The sequence below is a fragment of the Anaerosalibacter bizertensis genome, assembly GCF_009696605.1.
Taxonomy (GTDB): Bacteria; Bacillota; Clostridia; order Tissierellales; family Sporanaerobacteraceae; genus Anaerosalibacter; species Anaerosalibacter bizertensis.
In genome coordinates this window covers 100,080-116,242 of record NZ_VULR01000007.1, presented here as the reverse complement: position 1 = coordinate 116,242, position 16,163 = coordinate 100,080, and the positions used below count along the sequence as shown (strand labels likewise).

16 protein-coding genes are annotated in these 16,163 nt (G+C 31.7%); 2 read left to right on the top strand and 14 right to left on the bottom strand.

Annotated elements, in window-relative coordinates; all coding sequences use genetic code 11:
- Positions 1-22: 22 nt before the first annotated feature.
- The 10 genes from FYJ27_RS06620 to FYJ27_RS06575 all read right to left on the bottom strand — a co-directional run bounded on the left by FYJ27_RS06620 (position 23) and on the right by FYJ27_RS06575 (position 10,871).
- The gene (locus FYJ27_RS06620) at positions 23-589 is read right to left on the bottom strand and encodes a hypothetical protein (protein WP_154484070.1); all 567 of its coding nucleotides are present in this window, start codon (positions 587-589) and stop codon (positions 23-25) included.
- A 90-nt stretch (positions 590-679) separates the two neighbouring features.
- Complete coding sequence (locus FYJ27_RS06615; RefSeq protein WP_195839098.1) at positions 680-1,540, bottom strand: polysaccharide deacetylase family protein; 861 nt, start codon at positions 1,538-1,540, stop codon at positions 680-682.
- A gap of 137 nt (positions 1,541-1,677) precedes the next feature.
- Complete coding sequence (gene groL / locus FYJ27_RS06610) at positions 1,678-3,321, bottom strand: chaperonin GroEL (RefSeq protein ID WP_154484068.1); 1,644 nt, start codon at positions 3,319-3,321, stop codon at positions 1,678-1,680.
- A 23-nt stretch (positions 3,322-3,344) separates the two neighbouring features.
- Complete coding sequence (locus FYJ27_RS06605) at positions 3,345-3,626, bottom strand: co-chaperone GroES (protein WP_154484067.1); 282 nt, start codon at positions 3,624-3,626, stop codon at positions 3,345-3,347.
- A 533-nt stretch (positions 3,627-4,159) separates the two neighbouring features.
- Positions 4,160-5,047, bottom strand: coding sequence for a DNA-3-methyladenine glycosylase family protein (locus tag FYJ27_RS06600; RefSeq protein ID WP_154484066.1), 888 nt, complete (start codon positions 5,045-5,047; stop codon positions 4,160-4,162).
- A gap of 148 nt (positions 5,048-5,195) precedes the next feature.
- Positions 5,196-6,461, bottom strand: a complete 1,266-nt coding sequence (locus FYJ27_RS06595; protein ID WP_154484065.1) for a Glu/Leu/Phe/Val family dehydrogenase — start codon at positions 6,459-6,461, stop codon at positions 5,196-5,198.
- Positions 6,462-6,666: 205 nt separating this feature from the next.
- Positions 6,667-7,890 carry an electron transfer flavoprotein subunit alpha/FixB family protein gene (locus tag FYJ27_RS06590; RefSeq protein WP_154484064.1) on the bottom strand — a complete coding sequence of 408 codons (1,224 nt, stop codon included), beginning with the start codon at positions 7,888-7,890 and terminating at the stop codon, positions 6,667-6,669.
- Between the two features lie 42 nt (positions 7,891-7,932).
- Positions 7,933-8,727 (bottom strand): electron transfer flavoprotein subunit beta/FixA family protein, encoded by a 795-nt coding sequence (locus FYJ27_RS06585; protein ID WP_154484063.1) that lies wholly within the window; start codon positions 8,725-8,727, stop codon positions 7,933-7,935.
- A 26-nt stretch (positions 8,728-8,753) separates the two neighbouring features.
- Positions 8,754-9,893: an acyl-CoA dehydrogenase gene (locus tag FYJ27_RS06580; protein ID WP_154484062.1), complete on the bottom strand. Its 1,140-nt coding sequence runs from the start codon at positions 9,891-9,893 to the stop codon at positions 8,754-8,756.
- Positions 9,894-10,223: 330 nt separating this feature from the next.
- On the bottom strand, positions 10,224-10,871 hold the full coding sequence (locus FYJ27_RS06575) for a redox-sensing transcriptional repressor Rex (RefSeq protein ID WP_154484061.1): 648 nt from the start codon (positions 10,869-10,871) through the stop codon (positions 10,224-10,226).
- 173 nt (positions 10,872-11,044) lie between these two features.
- On the opposite strand from FYJ27_RS06575, the gene FYJ27_RS06570 reads away from it, so the two are divergent.
- Both FYJ27_RS06570 and FYJ27_RS06565 read left to right on the top strand, forming a co-directional pair.
- Positions 11,045-11,257: a hypothetical protein gene (locus tag FYJ27_RS06570; RefSeq protein ID WP_154484060.1), complete on the top strand. Its 213-nt coding sequence runs from the start codon at positions 11,045-11,047 to the stop codon at positions 11,255-11,257.
- 74 nt (positions 11,258-11,331) lie between these two features.
- Positions 11,332-13,239, top strand: a complete 1,908-nt coding sequence (locus tag FYJ27_RS06565; protein ID WP_154484059.1) for an ABC-F family ATP-binding cassette domain-containing protein — start codon at positions 11,332-11,334, stop codon at positions 13,237-13,239.
- Positions 13,240-13,402: 163 nt separating this feature from the next.
- Here FYJ27_RS06565 and tsaD read toward each other — a convergent pair whose 3' ends face one another.
- The 4 genes from tsaD to tsaE are packed head-to-tail and all read right to left on the bottom strand — an operon-like array spanning position 13,403 to position 16,047.
- On the bottom strand, positions 13,403-14,425 hold the full coding sequence (gene tsaD / locus FYJ27_RS06560) for a tRNA (adenosine(37)-N6)-threonylcarbamoyltransferase complex transferase subunit TsaD (RefSeq protein ID WP_154484058.1): 1,023 nt from the start codon (positions 14,423-14,425) through the stop codon (positions 13,403-13,405).
- 20 nt (positions 14,426-14,445) lie between these two features.
- Positions 14,446-14,910 carry a ribosomal protein S18-alanine N-acetyltransferase gene (gene rimI / locus FYJ27_RS06555; protein WP_226807314.1) on the bottom strand — a complete coding sequence of 155 codons (465 nt, stop codon included), beginning with the start codon at positions 14,908-14,910 and terminating at the stop codon, positions 14,446-14,448.
- A complete protein-coding gene (gene tsaB, locus FYJ27_RS06550; RefSeq protein WP_154484057.1) occupies positions 14,897-15,592 on the bottom strand; it encodes a tRNA (adenosine(37)-N6)-threonylcarbamoyltransferase complex dimerization subunit type 1 TsaB in 696 nt (231 codons plus the stop codon). Before tsaB ends, rimI begins: the two co-directional genes overlap by 14 nt.
- Positions 15,589-16,047 (bottom strand): tRNA (adenosine(37)-N6)-threonylcarbamoyltransferase complex ATPase subunit type 1 TsaE, encoded by a 459-nt coding sequence (gene tsaE / locus FYJ27_RS06545; protein WP_154484056.1) that lies wholly within the window; start codon positions 16,045-16,047, stop codon positions 15,589-15,591. The genes tsaB and tsaE overlap by 4 nt, the downstream gene beginning before the upstream one ends.
- Positions 16,048-16,163 lie beyond the last annotated feature (116 nt).

The following is a 16,163-nucleotide window of genomic DNA, read 5'->3' as shown; positions in this document are numbered from 1 at the left end:
GAGTTCCTTCCTTATAAGTACTTTATTGATAAACTTCACTAAGATATTCTTGTCTATAGCTATACCTTTTTAGCCTTCCTTCATAAATTAATTCTAACTCTTTACACTTTCTAAAATCCCTAGGTGATACAAGAGCAGGAGGCTTATTAAATAAATATATTCCACTATTGTTTAATATAGCAGACACAAATTGGGAACAGAAATAATTATATTCTCTTTCAATTGGCTTATTCAATATTACACCGAACAGTCCTAATAAATTGTAACCATATCTATGCTTATTTAGTTTGAATTTTTGAAGTTCTTTTTTCAGTTTATTGTATTGAATATCATTTACCTCCAAAGAATATAATGCACATCTTGTATTAGGAAATCTAGCATAAGTCCCATTAAAAATATCTTCTTTTACAAAACCTGCAAATATAGGATTGGAAGGGTTTAGTCTTCCAAAGCTATAGAGTTCATTGAGATTAATATCAAGTGCAATTGAAACATGGCTATAAGGTTCCTTAGTATATATATTGATACATTTAGAGAGTAAAGACCCACTATAAGTAAGTAAAATATAAATTATATTTTTTTCTTTCATAGCACACCTCTACATTATAATAATATTTTATCTATTAATCAAAACGTAAAAAAATTAAAAAATACTGCGTAAAATGAAAATAATTTTAATCTAATATTTTAAAAGTTCACCTAACTTCTTGTGGCTAGGTACATTTATTCTTTTAAGTCCATATAATCCATTAGATATATCTGCATATTCGCTTTTTGTAGTAAGGGTAACTTTAAAATTTAAATCTTTTAAGACTTTTTCATTTGTTGAATTATATTTTCCATAAGGATAAGCATAGACATAGGAGTCACATCCTACCTTTGTTTTAATAAGCTTTATAACTTCTTCTGTATCTTTTAAAAATCTATCATAATGGAAATTTTCATCTTCCAAAGCCATTGGAAGTACGCCTTCCCCATGGTGAGAATTTTCTTTATAATAATGAAGATCATAGGAATGAGGTTGTATCTCTATGATTCCACTTTCATACATTTCTTTTGCTTCTTCCCAAGTAAAGTAAGAATACCTTGGATCATTATTATAGTTCTTTATGCCAATTCTAGAACCTATTGCAAATATAGTAGCCTTCATATGATTCTTTTTAAGAATAGGATAGGCGTATTTATAATTATCATCAAGTCCATCATCAAAGGTTATTATTATAGGTTTTTCTGGTAAGCTTGTCCCGTTATTTACATAGTCAACTAATTCTTTAAAGGATATAGCTGTATATCCATTGTCTTTTAAATACCTTATATCTTCTTCAAATCTTTTATTAGTTATTGTTATTTTATTGGTCTCTATATTTTCTGCTCCAACATGATGGTACATAAGTATTGGTATAAGTCTTTCTTTATCTATTAGTGAAGTAGTTTTCAAAGAAATATTTTTAGTTGCACTTTTTCCCGCTACTAACATCATCAATAGTACTGAAATAGGTATTATATTGAAAAGTTTGTATACTGTTTTCTTATCTGCCATAGAAATTCCCCCTAATTGTATTTGGTTAATAAATAATAGCATATTTACCTTACAATTAGGTTTAAATTTGGTTACAATTTTGTAAGTTAGAAAAGAAAAAACCTCTGAGTTTCCTCAGAGGTTTTTGTTGATGTATATTACATCATTGGCATTCCGCCGCCCATTCCACCGTTCATGCCAGCCATTGCTGCTGCCATGTCATCGTCTTCTTTTACATCTGCTACTGCACTTTCAGTAGTTAGTACCATTGCAGCTACTGAAGCAGCATTTTGAAGTGCTGAACGAGTAACTTTAGTTGGGTCTACGATACCTTCTTCTATCATATTTGCATAGGTTTCTCTTAGTGCATCGAATCCAACTCCAGTTTCTCTTTCTTTAACTTTTTCTACTATTATTGAACCTTCAAGTCCTGCATTTGTAGCTATTTGTCTTACAGGTTCTTCTAATGCTCTAACTATTATATTAACTCCTGTTCTTTCATCGCCTTCTGTTTCGTCTAATAACTTTTCAACAGCTGATATACTGTCAACAAGAACTGTTCCTCCTCCTGGAACTATTCCTTCTTCAACTGCAGCTCTTGTAGCAGCTAGTGCGTCTTCAATTCTTAGTTTTCTTTCTTTAAGCTCAGTTTCTGTAGCAGCTCCTACTTGAATTACAGCTACTCCACCAGCAAGTTTTGCAAGTCTTTCTTCTAATTTTTCTGCATCAAATTCTGATTCTGTTTCTTCTAATTGAGCTCTTATTTGATTTACTCTATCTGCAATTTCTTCTTGGCTTCCTTCTCCATCAACTATTGTAGTGTTTTCTTTATCTACTCTTACTGTTTTAGCTTTTCCTAACATATCTATTGTAGCTTCTTTTAATTCATATCCTAATTCTTCTGAGATAACTGTTCCACCAGTTAATATTGCAATATCTCTAAGCATTTCAGTCCTTCTATCACCAAATCCTGGAGCTTTAACGGCTACACAATTGAATGTTCCTCTTAATTTATTTACAACTAATGTTGCTAGTGCTTCGCCTTCAACATCTTCAGCGATTATTAATAATGGTTTGCTTTGTTGAACTACTGCTTCTAAGATTGGAAGAATTTCTTGGATATTTGAAATCTTCTTGTCAGTTATTAAAATGTATGGTTCATCTAATTCCGCTTCCATTTTTTCAGTATCTGTTACCATGTAAGGGGATAGATATCCTCTATCAAATTGCATACCTTCAACTACATCTAAAGTAGTTCCCATGGATCTTGATTCTTCAACTGTTATAACTCCATCATTTCCTACCTTTTCCATAGCTTCAGCTATAAGTTTTCCTATTTCTTCATCTGCAGCTGAAATTGAAGCAACTTGCGCTATAGCTTCTTTTGATTCAACTTTCTTTGAAAATCTTCTAATTTCATCTACTGCTGTATCTACAGCTTTATATATACCTTTTTGTAGGATCATTGGGTTAGCTCCAGCAGCAACGTTTTTAAGTCCTTCTCTGATTATAGCTTGAGCAAGTAATGTAGCAGTAGTTGTTCCATCTCCAGCTACATCGTTAGTCTTTGTTGCAACTTCTTTTACAAGTTGAGCTCCCATATTTTCATATGCATCTTCTAATTCTATTTCACGTGCAATTGTTACACCATCGTTAGTTATTAGTGGTGCACCAAAAGATTTATCTAAAACAACATTTCTTCCCTTTGGTCCAAGGGTTACTTTAACTGTATTAGCAAGTTTATTTATACCTTTTTCCATTGAACGACGTGCGTCTTCACCAAATTTAATTTCCTTAGCCATTTTTTTCACTCTCCTTTAATTTTTTATTCAATAACAGCTAAAATATCATTTAATTTTACTATTGTATATTCTTCTTTATCAAGTTTTACTTCAGTTCCACTATATTTGGAGAATATAACCTTGTCTCCTAATTTAACTTGTTTGCTTTTCTTTTCATCATTTTCAATATCTGGTCCTATGGCAACTATTTCTGCCATTTGTGGTTCTTCTTTTGCTGAGCTTGGAAGTACTATACCACTTTTAGTTTTTTCCTCAACTTCAATCATTTTAATAACTACTCTGTCTCCTAAAGGTTTAATATTCATATACTTAGCCCTCCTTATATTCAAGTATTCATTTATTCCGAAATTTTATTAGCACTCGACTCTTATGAGTGCTAATACTTACAGTTTATATGTTACTTAATATGTTTTTAGTAATCAAGTCTCAAATTTAGGGTTTTTATGGCTATAATCCTATTATTTAATAAAAATAGCTAAATATCTTATTTTTTCATTAATTACCTTCCTTTTTATTCGTATACCCTATATATTGTTTTCTATACTATGTTAATGAAATAAAAAAATTCCTGGAGTTCCAGGAATTTTTTTATTATCCATCTAATTATATTTTACTTGGTTTATATATATACCCCTTATTACAAGGAAATATACTATTTGAAATACTAAATATCCTGCCATAACTACAAGACCATTAGTAAATAAAGTGTAAACTAGTCTTACAAGTTCTCCAAAGGCTTAAATTTCTATCCGCCCAACAGTATATAGTCTATCTTTTGTAAGTTTTAAAATCTTTTCATCATCTTCAACTACTAAAATCTTATACATTTATTTCACCCTTATTTTTTCTTTTTACCAATTCCAAGCTCCCTAGCATAGTAAAATAGATACTGTTGTGCAAATCCTGCTAAATCTTTAAATTTTTCCTCTCCATATCTTTGTATTTTTTTCATGCTAGTATCTTCTTTTAAATAAAAATATTCCATAATCCTTTTAACCCATACATCTATAGGGAATGCATCATATTTTTCCATAGCAAATAATAGTATACAGTCTGATACCTTTGGTCCAACTCCTTGAAATTCCATAAGTTTTTCCCTTGCTTCATCTGTGTCTAAGGTTTTTATATCATTTAAATCTGCCTCACCATTGTACACCCTTTTAGCTGCACTGGATACATATTTTGCTCTAAATCCTATTTTAGTTTCCTTTAATTCCTCTACATCTACCTTAGATAAGGCTCCAGCAGTAGGAAAAGCATAATAATCTTTGCCGTTGTACTCTCCTATATACTTACCATATCTTTTACTTAAACGTTCAATAGAAGATTTAATTCTAGGTATTGCATTGTTAGCAGAAATAATAAAGGATATAAGTGTTTCAAAAGGTTCTTGTTTTAATATTCTAATACCACTACCGAATTTAACTGCTTCCTTAAGTATTTCATCTTCTGAAAGTTCTTCTTTCATTTCACCATAGTCTCTTTCTAAATCAAAATAGTTATACCAAATATTATTAAAATCTTCTAAATTGGTATTGGACAGTATAATTTTATCATCTTCACTTTTAACATTCAATACTCTTTCAAAAGCCACTCCAGTAAAGCTATTGTCATCTTCTTTATTCCATCTAAAACATTGACCACATTCAAATATATGTACAGGGTCAAAATCTTTAATCCCTTCTATTATAACTTTATTATTGCCTTCCATTATATTGTATTTCATAATATCCACCTTTCTGTAATTTTGCATTTACCTATATGATACCCTAATATAGGCATTTTCACGCCAATTTTAAATTACAAATTATAAATTTACTATAATATAAAAAAGGCTGGTGAAAATTCACCAGCCTTTTTATATTAGGGATTTATTAATACCATCCTCTTAATTTCATTACATCTGCAACTTTTTTAACTGAGTGCATATAAGCAGCTTGCCTCATAGTTACATCATGTTCTTCTTTAATTGCCCATATATCATTAAATGCGTTAACCATAGCAATTTCTTCTTTTTCTATTACTTCGTCTTCTTCCCAATAATATCCGTACAAGTTTTGTACCCATTCGAAATAAGATACTGTAACTCCACCAGCATTAGTTAAGATATCTGGAGTAACAGTGATTCCTCTTTTTTCAAATACTTCATCTGCATCTGTTGTAAGTGGACCATTTGCAGCTTCACATACAAGCTTAGCATTGATTTTTTCTGCTACTTCAGCAGTAACAGCATTTTCAAGAGCTGCAGGAATCATAATATCTACTTCTAATTCCCAGAACTCATCAAGAGATATTTCTTTTGCATTTGGATATCCAACTAAGTTGCCATGTTCTTCAACATATGCAGCCATATCATCATAGTCTAGGCCATTTTCATTGTAAATAGCATAAGTTCCCTTCTTAGGTGCCCATTCTCCAACAGCTATAACTTTAGCACCTTGTCTTTGGCAATTTCTAACTGTATTAGAACCTACATTTCCAAATCCTTGAACAGCTACTTTTGCTCCATTCATTTCAAGTCCAAGTTTTTTAGCAGCTTCTCTTGCAATAACAGCTACTCCAAGACCTGTAGCTTCATTTCTACCCTTCGATCCACCCCATTCAACTGGTTTACCAGTTACAACGCCTAAGGCATCATGGCCTGCAAATTTACTATATTCATCAACCATCCATGCCATTATTTGAGCATTAGTATTTACGTCTGGAGCTGGAATATCTATTTTTTCACCTAGATATTTGTTCATGCCTGCTATATAACCTCTTGCAAGTCTTTCTAGTTCCCCTTTAGATAATTCTGTAGGGTCTACTGTTATTCCACCTTTTCCTCCGCCATAAGGAATGCCTGTTACACAACATTTAAATGTCATCCACACTGATAATGCTTTTACTTCAGTTGGATCTACATTTGGATGGAATCTTACTCCACCTTTTGCTGGTCCTATAGCATCGTTATGTACTGAACGATACCCCTTAAAAGTTTTTACAGAACCATCGTCCATTTTAACAGGAATTGAGATTTCAATAAATCTTTTAGGTTCTTTTAATATTTCGTATACAGATGGGTCTAATCCTAATTTGTCACATGCTGCCTTAACTTGTCTTTGAGCACTTTCTAATGGATTTAAATTTTCCTTTGCCATTGAAATGACCTCCTTTAATATACAATAAGTCCCTTTAATTTTATCTTGAAATCGTTTTCTTTTAGCAAGCTTCCCTAATTCACTAGACCTAGAATAAGCTCACTAATTAATTATATTTTAACACTCATTTCCTTTAATTGCAAGAATCATGTTGAAAATACAAATGAAAATGAGACAAAGGCTAGCCTTTGTCTCATTTATATGATTAATTTTCTGAAAGGGATTTTACAGCTTCCATTATGTCGTCTACATTGTCTAATGCTTGGATTAATTCTGGTATTACTTCATATAAGTCTCCAACTATACCATAGTCAGCTACTTCGAATATTGGAGCATTTGCATCTTTGTTTATAGCTACTATACATTTAGAATCTTGCATACCTGCCAAGTGTTGGATAGCTCCTGAAATACCACAAGCTACATAAAGTCCTGGTCTTACAGTTTTTCCTGTTTGACCTACTTGATGTGAATGGTCAATCCAGTTAGTATCTACTGTAGCACGGCTTGCTCCTACTACTCCGCCTAGTTTTTCAGCTAATTCTTCAATTAGCTTAAATCCTTCTTCGTTTCCTAATCCTCTACCACCAGATACAATGATTGGAGCTTCTTCCAATGCAACTACTGGTTTGTCACTCTTAACAACTTCTACAACTTTAGCCTTAATATCTTCAGCTTTTAAGTTTGGTTTAACTACTTCTACAACTCCTTCATGGTCTTCATGAAGTTTTGCTTTTTCCATAACTCCAGGTCTAACTGTTGACATTTGAGGTCTGTGTTTTGGACAAAGAATTGTAGCCATTAGGTTTCCACCAAAAGCTGGACGAGTCATCATAAGACGTCTGTTTTCTTTGTCTACATCTAATCTTGTACAGTCAGCTGTAAGTCCTGTATGAACTTTTGCTGATAGTCTAGGACCTAAATCTCTTCCTATATTTGTAGCTCCTATTAATAGAATTTCTGGTTTTCTTTCTTCAATTAAGTCAAATATAACTTTTGAATAGCCATCAGTTGTATAAACATCAAGAAGTTCGTCATCTACATAGATTACTTTATCTGCACCATATTTAATTAATAGGTCAGCTTCTTCTTCCATGTTATGGCCTAGTAAAACTGCAGAAAGTTCTGTTTCTAATTCGTCTGCAATTTTTCTTCCTTCACCTAATAATTCTCTAACAACATTAAGAGTTTTTCCTTCTCTTTGTTCTGCAAATACCCAAACGCCTCTGTAATCATCAACGTTTACTCCGCCATTTTTTGTGCTTTCTTTATAAATAGCTTTTACAGGACATTTATTGATACAAGCACCACATGCTATACATTTATCTGTTATAACAGCTTTTTTATCTATCATATTAATTGCATCTGCTGGACAAACTGTAACACAAGCTCCACAGCCAACACATTTTTCTTTTATGACTTTTATTGCCATAGCTAAATCCTCCTTTATATTAGATGTTATCCGTCCGTAAGTTTATATAATCTTTCTTTCTTTAAGTCTTACTACTAATTGTCTAGCAGCTTCTTTTCCATTACCTTCTAAGATTTCACATGCTGAATCTCTTCCAGGTGGAGTGAAAGATTTGCTTACTTCAGTTGGTGAACCGTCAAGTCCAATATTTTCTCTATCTACATTATAGTCATTAGCTGACCATACTTTAACTCTATCTTCTTCTCTATATGCTTTGTAGATACCTTTTATTGAAGGATATCTAGGTTCGTTTAATTCTTTAATTGCAGTTAAAAGTACTGGAAGTTCACTTTCAACTACATAATATCCATCTTCTAAAGCTCTTTTAGCTACAACTTTTCCTTCTTTTACTTCTAAATCTTCTACATAAGTGATTTGAGGTAAACCTAAATGTTCTGCAATTTGTGGACCAACTTGTGCTGTATCCCCGTCAATAGCTTGTCTACCACATAATATAATGTCGTAATCACCAATTTCCTTAATTGCGTCTGCTATTGCAGTTGATGTTGCCCAAGTGTCAGAACCAGCAAATGCTCTGTCACTTAAAAGTATTGCATCGTCAGCACCCATAGCTAATGCTTCTTTTAAAGCTACATCTGCTTGAGGTGGCCCCATGCTTACAACTGTTACTATTGTATCTGGATTTTCATCCTTTATTCTTAATGCTTCTTCTAAAGCATTTCTATCATCAGGATTTATTATGCTTGGAACTCCTTCACGGATTAAAGTTCCTTTAACTGGATCAATTTTTACTTCATTTGTATCAGGAACTTGTTTTAAACATACTATGATCTTCATAATTTCCTCCTCCTTTAAATTGTTAATTATCTTAATAAGTTTGCTGCAATAACCATTTGTTGTACTTGAGATGTACCTTCATATATTTCAGTTATCTTAGCGTCTCTCATCATTCTTTCAACTGGATAGTCTTTAGTGTATCCATATCCACCGTGTAATTGAACACATTTTGTAGTTACACTCATAGCTGTATTTGCTGCAAATAATTTAGCCATAGCTGCTTCCTTGTTGTATGGAAGTCCGTTAGCTTTGTTAAATGCCGCTCTGTAAACTAATAATCTAGCAGCGTTAATTTCAGTTTCCATATCTGCAACCATCCATTGTAATCCTTGGAATTTAGATAATGGTCTACCAAATTGTTGTCTTTCTTTTAAGTATTCAACAGTTACATCTAATGCACCTTGTGCTATTCCTAATGCTTGAGCAGCAATTCCAATTCTACCACCATCTAGTGTTGCCATTGCAATTTTAAATCCTTTGCCTTCTTCACCAAGTAGATTTTCTTTTGGAATTCTACAATTTTGGAAAATAAGTTCTGTTGTTGCTGAACCTCTAATACCTAACTTATCTTCTACCTTACCAATGCTGAATCCTGGAGTATCTGCTTCAACTATGAAAGCACTTATTCCTCTAGTGCCTTTAGTTCTATCAGTCATAGCAAATATAACATATGTGTCAGCCTGTCCACCGTTAGTAATAAATATCTTTGAACCGTTTAATACATAGTGATCACCATCAAGTACTGCAACCGTTTGTTGTCCAGCCGCATCAGTACCTGCATTTGGCTCAGTTAGACCAAAAGCTCCTAATTTTTCTCCTTTTGCTAATGGTACTAAATATTTTTGTTTTTGTTCTTCTGTACCAAATTTGTATATTGGCCAACTACCTAGTGATGTATGAGCTGATAAAATAACTCCTGTAGTAGCACACACTTTTGATAATTCTTCTACAGCTATAGCGTAAGCTATTTCGTCTCCGCCAGCTCCACCATATTCTTCTGGGAAAGGTATGCCCAACATATGTGCTCTAGCCATTTTCTCCACATTTTCCTTTGGGAACCTTCCTGTTTCGTCAATATCCGCTGCAATTGGTTCTACTTCGTTTACAGCGAATTCTCTCATAACATTTCTAACCATTTCTTGCTCTTTAGTTAAAGTGAAATCCATATTATATTTCCCTCCCTGTAATATTGGCTAAGTATTATCCAAATTATATTATAATTCATTTGAAAGTTTTTTTCCATCATATTTGTTAATTATTTATCTTTTTTTACATAGTTCTACTATTTTTTCTCTTATACAGCTTCACAGAAATGCCTATATATTCTGCTATATATCAGATATATAGGCATTTCTACATCATAAAAAATATATTTTAAAAAAATATTATTCGATTAAAAAGTAATTTTTTGTCGCCTTATTCACAAGTTGTTAATTTTTTCAACTCTGATGTAAAAATTTTCATCTATGATACATTCTATGTGAGCGTAAACTATTTTATGAATTATAGATATCACAATTTTTTAAGAAATAAGACAATGTAAATAGACTTTCATTTAAATGAACATTTTCTACTACTATGTGTTCAGGTACTTTTAAATCTGCAGGAGCAAAATTCCAAATTCCTTTTATTCTTTCACTCTTTATGAAAATATCTGCTATATCCTGTGCATTTTCCTTTGGTGTAGTTATAATACCAATCTCTACATCATTATCTCTTATGAATTGCTCCATTAAATCAACGTCTCTTATTTCAACTTCTCTTATTTTTAATCCAATAAGCTTTGGATTTTTATCAAATAAAGACAATACTTTAAATCCTGCATCTTCAAATCCTTTATAATTTGCAACTGCTTGGCCTAAGTTTCCTGAACCAGCTATTACAGTATTATAATCTCTATCAAGACCTAGAATTTTACCAACTTGTCTGTGAAGTTCTTCTACATTGTAGCCATAACCTTGTTGGCCAAAGCCACCAAAATTATTTAAGTCTTGTCTTATTTGAGATGCTGTAAAACCTGTTAATTTACTTAGTTCTTGAGATGAAATTCTATTTATTCCCTTATTTATTAAATCTCCTAAATATCTATAGTATTTAGGAAGTCTTCTTATGACTGTCATTGAAACTTTACACTCTCTATCCATATTTAAACTCCCTTTCTTGCTTAATTTTAAAAGAAAGTACTGTTTCCTATTTATTATATCAATTTGTTATTTACGTGTCAATTTTATATCCCCTTCTTAATTTAACTTGAAAAATGAATATTAAAACCCTATTTTACAAACAATAATCTTGAAAATTATAAAGGAGGAATTCTATGGCTAGTAAAGAGCAATTAATGAAAGTCGCCTTATATTGTGATGAATATAAAACTGATGAAAATTCATCTATACAATCTTCTGTTGACCCTTGTATTAACAATATGAAAAGCTGTGAAAATTGTACCCATTTTACAGCAGAACATAAATGTGACATAGACCTTGTAGATAAAGTTTTATCTAGCATGGCTATGGAACTAGATAATAAATAGTCCTTAATCTTTCATAGGACTATTTTTTTTGATAGAATAAGTTTACTGAACTTATTTGTATAGGAGGAAAAATCATGATAATTTTATCTTGTAATAATATATCTAAATTCTATCTTGCAAAAGAAATTTTAAAAGATATAAGCTTTTCTATAGATGAAGGAGAGAAAATAGGATTAGTAGGTTTAAATGGTTCTGGAAAAACTACCCTATTCAATATATTAGCCAAAGAAATTCCCAAAGATGGTGGGGAAATATATACTCAAAAAAATTTAAGGATTGGTTATTTAAAACAACATACACAAATCCAAAGTAAAAATACAGTATTTAATGAATGTTTAAAAGTATTTGAGCATCTAATAGAAATGGAGAAAAACCTAAGAATATTAGAAGAAAAAATAAGTATAGAAGGAAAAAAAGGGGATTCAGAAACCTTACAAAATCTTATGGAAAAATACTCCAACCTATCAGAGCAATTTTCTAATCAAAATGGATATGGATTTAAAAGTGAAATAAAAGGCACCTTAAAAGGATTAGGTTTTTCTGATGAAGATATGGACAAGAAGGTAAATAATTTAAGTGGAGGTCAAAAATCTAGATTAGCTTTAGCAGAACTACTTCTTCAAAAACCTGATCTGCTTTTGTTGGACGAGCCTACAAACCATTTGGATATTGAAGCAATATCTTGGTTAGAAAAATTTTTAAATGAATATAAAGGTTCTGCTCTAATTATCTCCCATGATAGGTACTTCTTAGATAATGTAGTAAGTAGAGTATTCCACTTAGAAAATCTAGAACTAAAAACCTACAATGGAAACTATACTGAATTCATGAAAAAGAGAAAAGTGGAAATGGAACTACTTAAAAGACAATATGAAAATCAGCAAAAAGAAATAGAACGACAAGAAGAAATAATCAAACGCTTTTTAAACTATGGAGGCCAGAGATATATTAAACAAGCCCAAAGTAGGCAAAAAATGTTGGATAAAATAAAAAGAATAGACAAACCCCTAGCTGATTCTAAAAAAACAAAATTAAAATTTGAACCTAAAATAAAAAGTGGTAGGGATGTTTTAGCAGTAGAAGATTTAGGAAAATCCTTTGATGAAACTCCTCTATTTAAAGATGTAAGTTTTAATATATATAGGGGAGAAAAGGTTGGACTTATTGGTCCAAATGGCATTGGAAAAACTACATTATTTAAAATCATCTTAAACAATATGCCTCCTACCTGTGGAGAAATAACGTTGGGGCATCATGTAAATATTGGATACTTTGATCAAGAGCAGACTGATTTACATCTAGACAAGACTATTATAGATGAAATATGGGATGAAAATCCTAAACTAGACTATTATCAAATAAGAACTTATTTAAGCCAGTTTTTATTTTTTGGAGATGATATATTTAAGGAGGTTGGAGATCTCAGTGGTGGAGAAAGGAGTAGATTGGCCCTTCTCAAGCTAATGCTTTCTAAAGCCAATTTTCTTTTAATGGATGAGCCTACTAACCATTTAGATATTGACTCTAAAGAAGTATTGGAAGAATCTCTTAAAAACTATAATGGTACATTATTTGTTATATCCCATGATAGGTACTTTTTAAATACAGTAACAGATAAAATACTTGAATTATCTAAAGATGGTATGGAAGAATTTTTAGGCAATTATGACTATTATGTAGAAAAGAAAAACCAAATTGAAGAAGTAGAGGAAGAAGAAACTAAGACTAAAACACAGATAAAACTTGAAAAAAAGAAGGAAAGAAAAAAAATAGAAGAAAAACGAAAAATAAAAAGGAAAGCTACAGAATTGGAAAATCAAATTATATTAAATGAAGAAAAAATAGTTAATATAGATGAAAAGCTATCTGATCCAAATATATATGATAACCTTGAAAAAGTGAAAGAATTGACAGAAAAAAGAGAAGAAACTCAAAGACTAGTAGAAAAGCTTTATGATGAACTCATAAATTTAGAGGACTAAGACTAAAAATAAATACTGTCCCCAATAAATCCACAAGTTATTCACAATGTCCACAGTTTTATCCACAGCTTTTCCCCTCTAGTCTCCTTATTTTCTTTACTTTTTCCACAATATACACATTGTTTCTCAAATATATCTAATTTAAATGTGAATAATTTGTTGATTATTTCTGATCTAGCTCTAAATTTGGCTCTACTGTCAAACCTAGATCAGAACTTTGTCCACTAATATAATTAAAATATGCACAGGATCCAATCATAGCTGCATTATCTGTACAAAGGGTTGTGGAAGGATATTTTATTTCTATACTTTCTTCATTTCCCCTTATCTCTAATAAATTCCTTAAACCCTTATTTGCAGCTACTCCACCTGCCAATGCTATGGTCTTACTATTTCTCTCTTTTGCCAATCTTATAGTTTTTTCAACAAGTACTTCTATAGCTGCCTGTTGAAAACTGGCTGCTACATCTTCAACTACTATTTCTTCCCCTTTTTGTTTCATCTGATTTAAATAATTTAAAACAGCAGTTTTAAGTCCGCTAAAACTAAAATCATAACTATTTTCTTCCAAACATGGTCTTGGAAAATCTATAGCTTTAGGATTTCCAACTTTTGAAAGTTTATCTATCACCGGTCCTCCTGGATAAGGTAAGCCTAAGGACCTAGCCACTTTATCAAAGGCTTCTCCTGCTGCGTCGTCCCTAGTTCTTCCTATTAGTTCATAGTCTGTATAAGAGTTAGCTTGTACTAAATAGGTATGTCCTCCCGATACTACTAAACAAGTAAAAGGGGGCTCTAGTGTTTTATGTTCAATATAATTAGCACAGATATGACCTTTTATATGGTTCACCCCTATGAGAGGCTTATCTAATGCATAAGCTATAGCTTTGGCACTAGATATCCCTACAAGTAAGGCCCCTACAAGACCTGGCCCACGTGTAACTCCTACTATATCTATATCTTTAAAATCTACATTGGCTTCTTTCAAAGCTTTTTCTATAATTATATTTATATTTTCAATATGTTTTCTTGAAGCTACTTCTGGAACTACTCCTCCAAACTTTCTGTGTATTTCTATTTGAGAAGAGATTATATTTGAAAGAACCTCTCTTCCATTTTTCAAAACTGCACAGGAAGTTTCATCACAGGAAGTTTCTATAGCTAAAGTTATAATATCTTTTTCCATTTTTTAACCTCCAATTGCCTTTATATAGTTTTCCACATGATTATAGCATCTTCATTGTCATCTGAATAATATCCTGGACGAATTCCACATTCTTTAAACCCGTACTTTTTATATAATGATTTTGCTATCTCATTTGATTTTCTAACTTCTAATGTCATAGCTCTAATACTTCTATCTATACATAGATCTATAAGACCTTCTACAATTTTGTTTGATATTCCAAGGCCTCTATACTTTTCATGAACAGCTATATTTGTAATATGACCTTCATCTATAATAAACCATATACCGCCATAAGCTACTACTTTATTATCCATTTCTGCTACTATATATTTTGCAAGGGTATTTTTAGTTATTTCCAACGTAAAAGCATCTTTTGACCAAGGGCTGGAAAAAGAAGTTTTTTCTATTTCCAATACATCTTCAATATCAACTTCCGTCATATCCCTTATTAATGCATCCATAAAATCACTACCTTTTTTCATTTAATTGTCTTTGTGCTTGGGATTCTCTTAAATAATCTGGGGATAAATTAAAATAGTTTTCCTGAGAACCTTCCTCCCATTTTAAAAGGGCTAGTTCTCCTATACTTGATGCCTTTGCCATATTTAAAGATATTGGAGCATATAATGCTTTATCCTTTAATTTTTCATCTATTCTATCTTTAAAAACAAGGGTGCCATCCCCATTAAATAATACCTTTTCATATTTAGAATCTACTATATCTAAAAGCTCATCTATATTTAAAATAGTAGGTTCCATTATATTGAGAAGTTTTCCATTTTCCCATCTATATATACCTGTATATACCCTATCCCTTCTGGCATCCATTATAGGTATGACAATTCCATCAAAAGGTACATTAAACGCCAAAGCCTCCAATGTAGATATTCCAATAACAGATTTATCTACTACATGGGCTAATCCTTTAATAGTAGCCAATCCAATCCTAAGCCCTGTAAAGGAGCCTGGTCCTACTGAGCCAGCAAATAAATCTATATCTTCTGGCTTCAATTTTAGACTATCCATCAATGTTTTAATCATAGGTATAAGTCTTTCTGAATGTGTCATATCTTGATTTAAAGTATATTCTCCTAAAAGTTTTTCCTCATCTAATACTGCACAAGTAGCTACTACACTAGATGTATCTATTGCTAAAACCTTCAATTTTTCTTCAACTCCTCTATTATTGTTTCGCTTCTTTTTCCATTACTAAAAATAGAAATTATTCTCTCATTATCAGTTTTTCCTCTATTCATTTCAACAGTTAGAATATCTTCTGGAAGAAACTTTTCAATTTTATCTCCCCATTCTATAATTGTAACTCCCTTAGAATAAAAGTATTCCTCAAATCCTAAATCTATTACATCTTCTATCCCTTCTAATCTATAAACATCAAAATGATATACTGGTACCCTTCCCTTATATTCATTAATAAGGGCAAAAGTAGGACTAGTGACATAATCTTTTACATCTAATCCTTTTGCAATAGATTTAGTAAGAGTAGTCTTTCCAGCTCCCAAATCTCCAGTAAGGCAAACTATATCCCCACCTTCAAGAAGACTACCAAGTCTATACCCAAACTTTTCAGTATCTTCTAAACCTTTCAATACAATTTCCATCTAAATCAACCTTCCCATTAATAATAAACTATCTTATATTATAGCATTTACAAATTATTTAAGCTATATTATTAATATTAGTATAGGATGAAACAAGGTGGCCTAGAAATAGACCA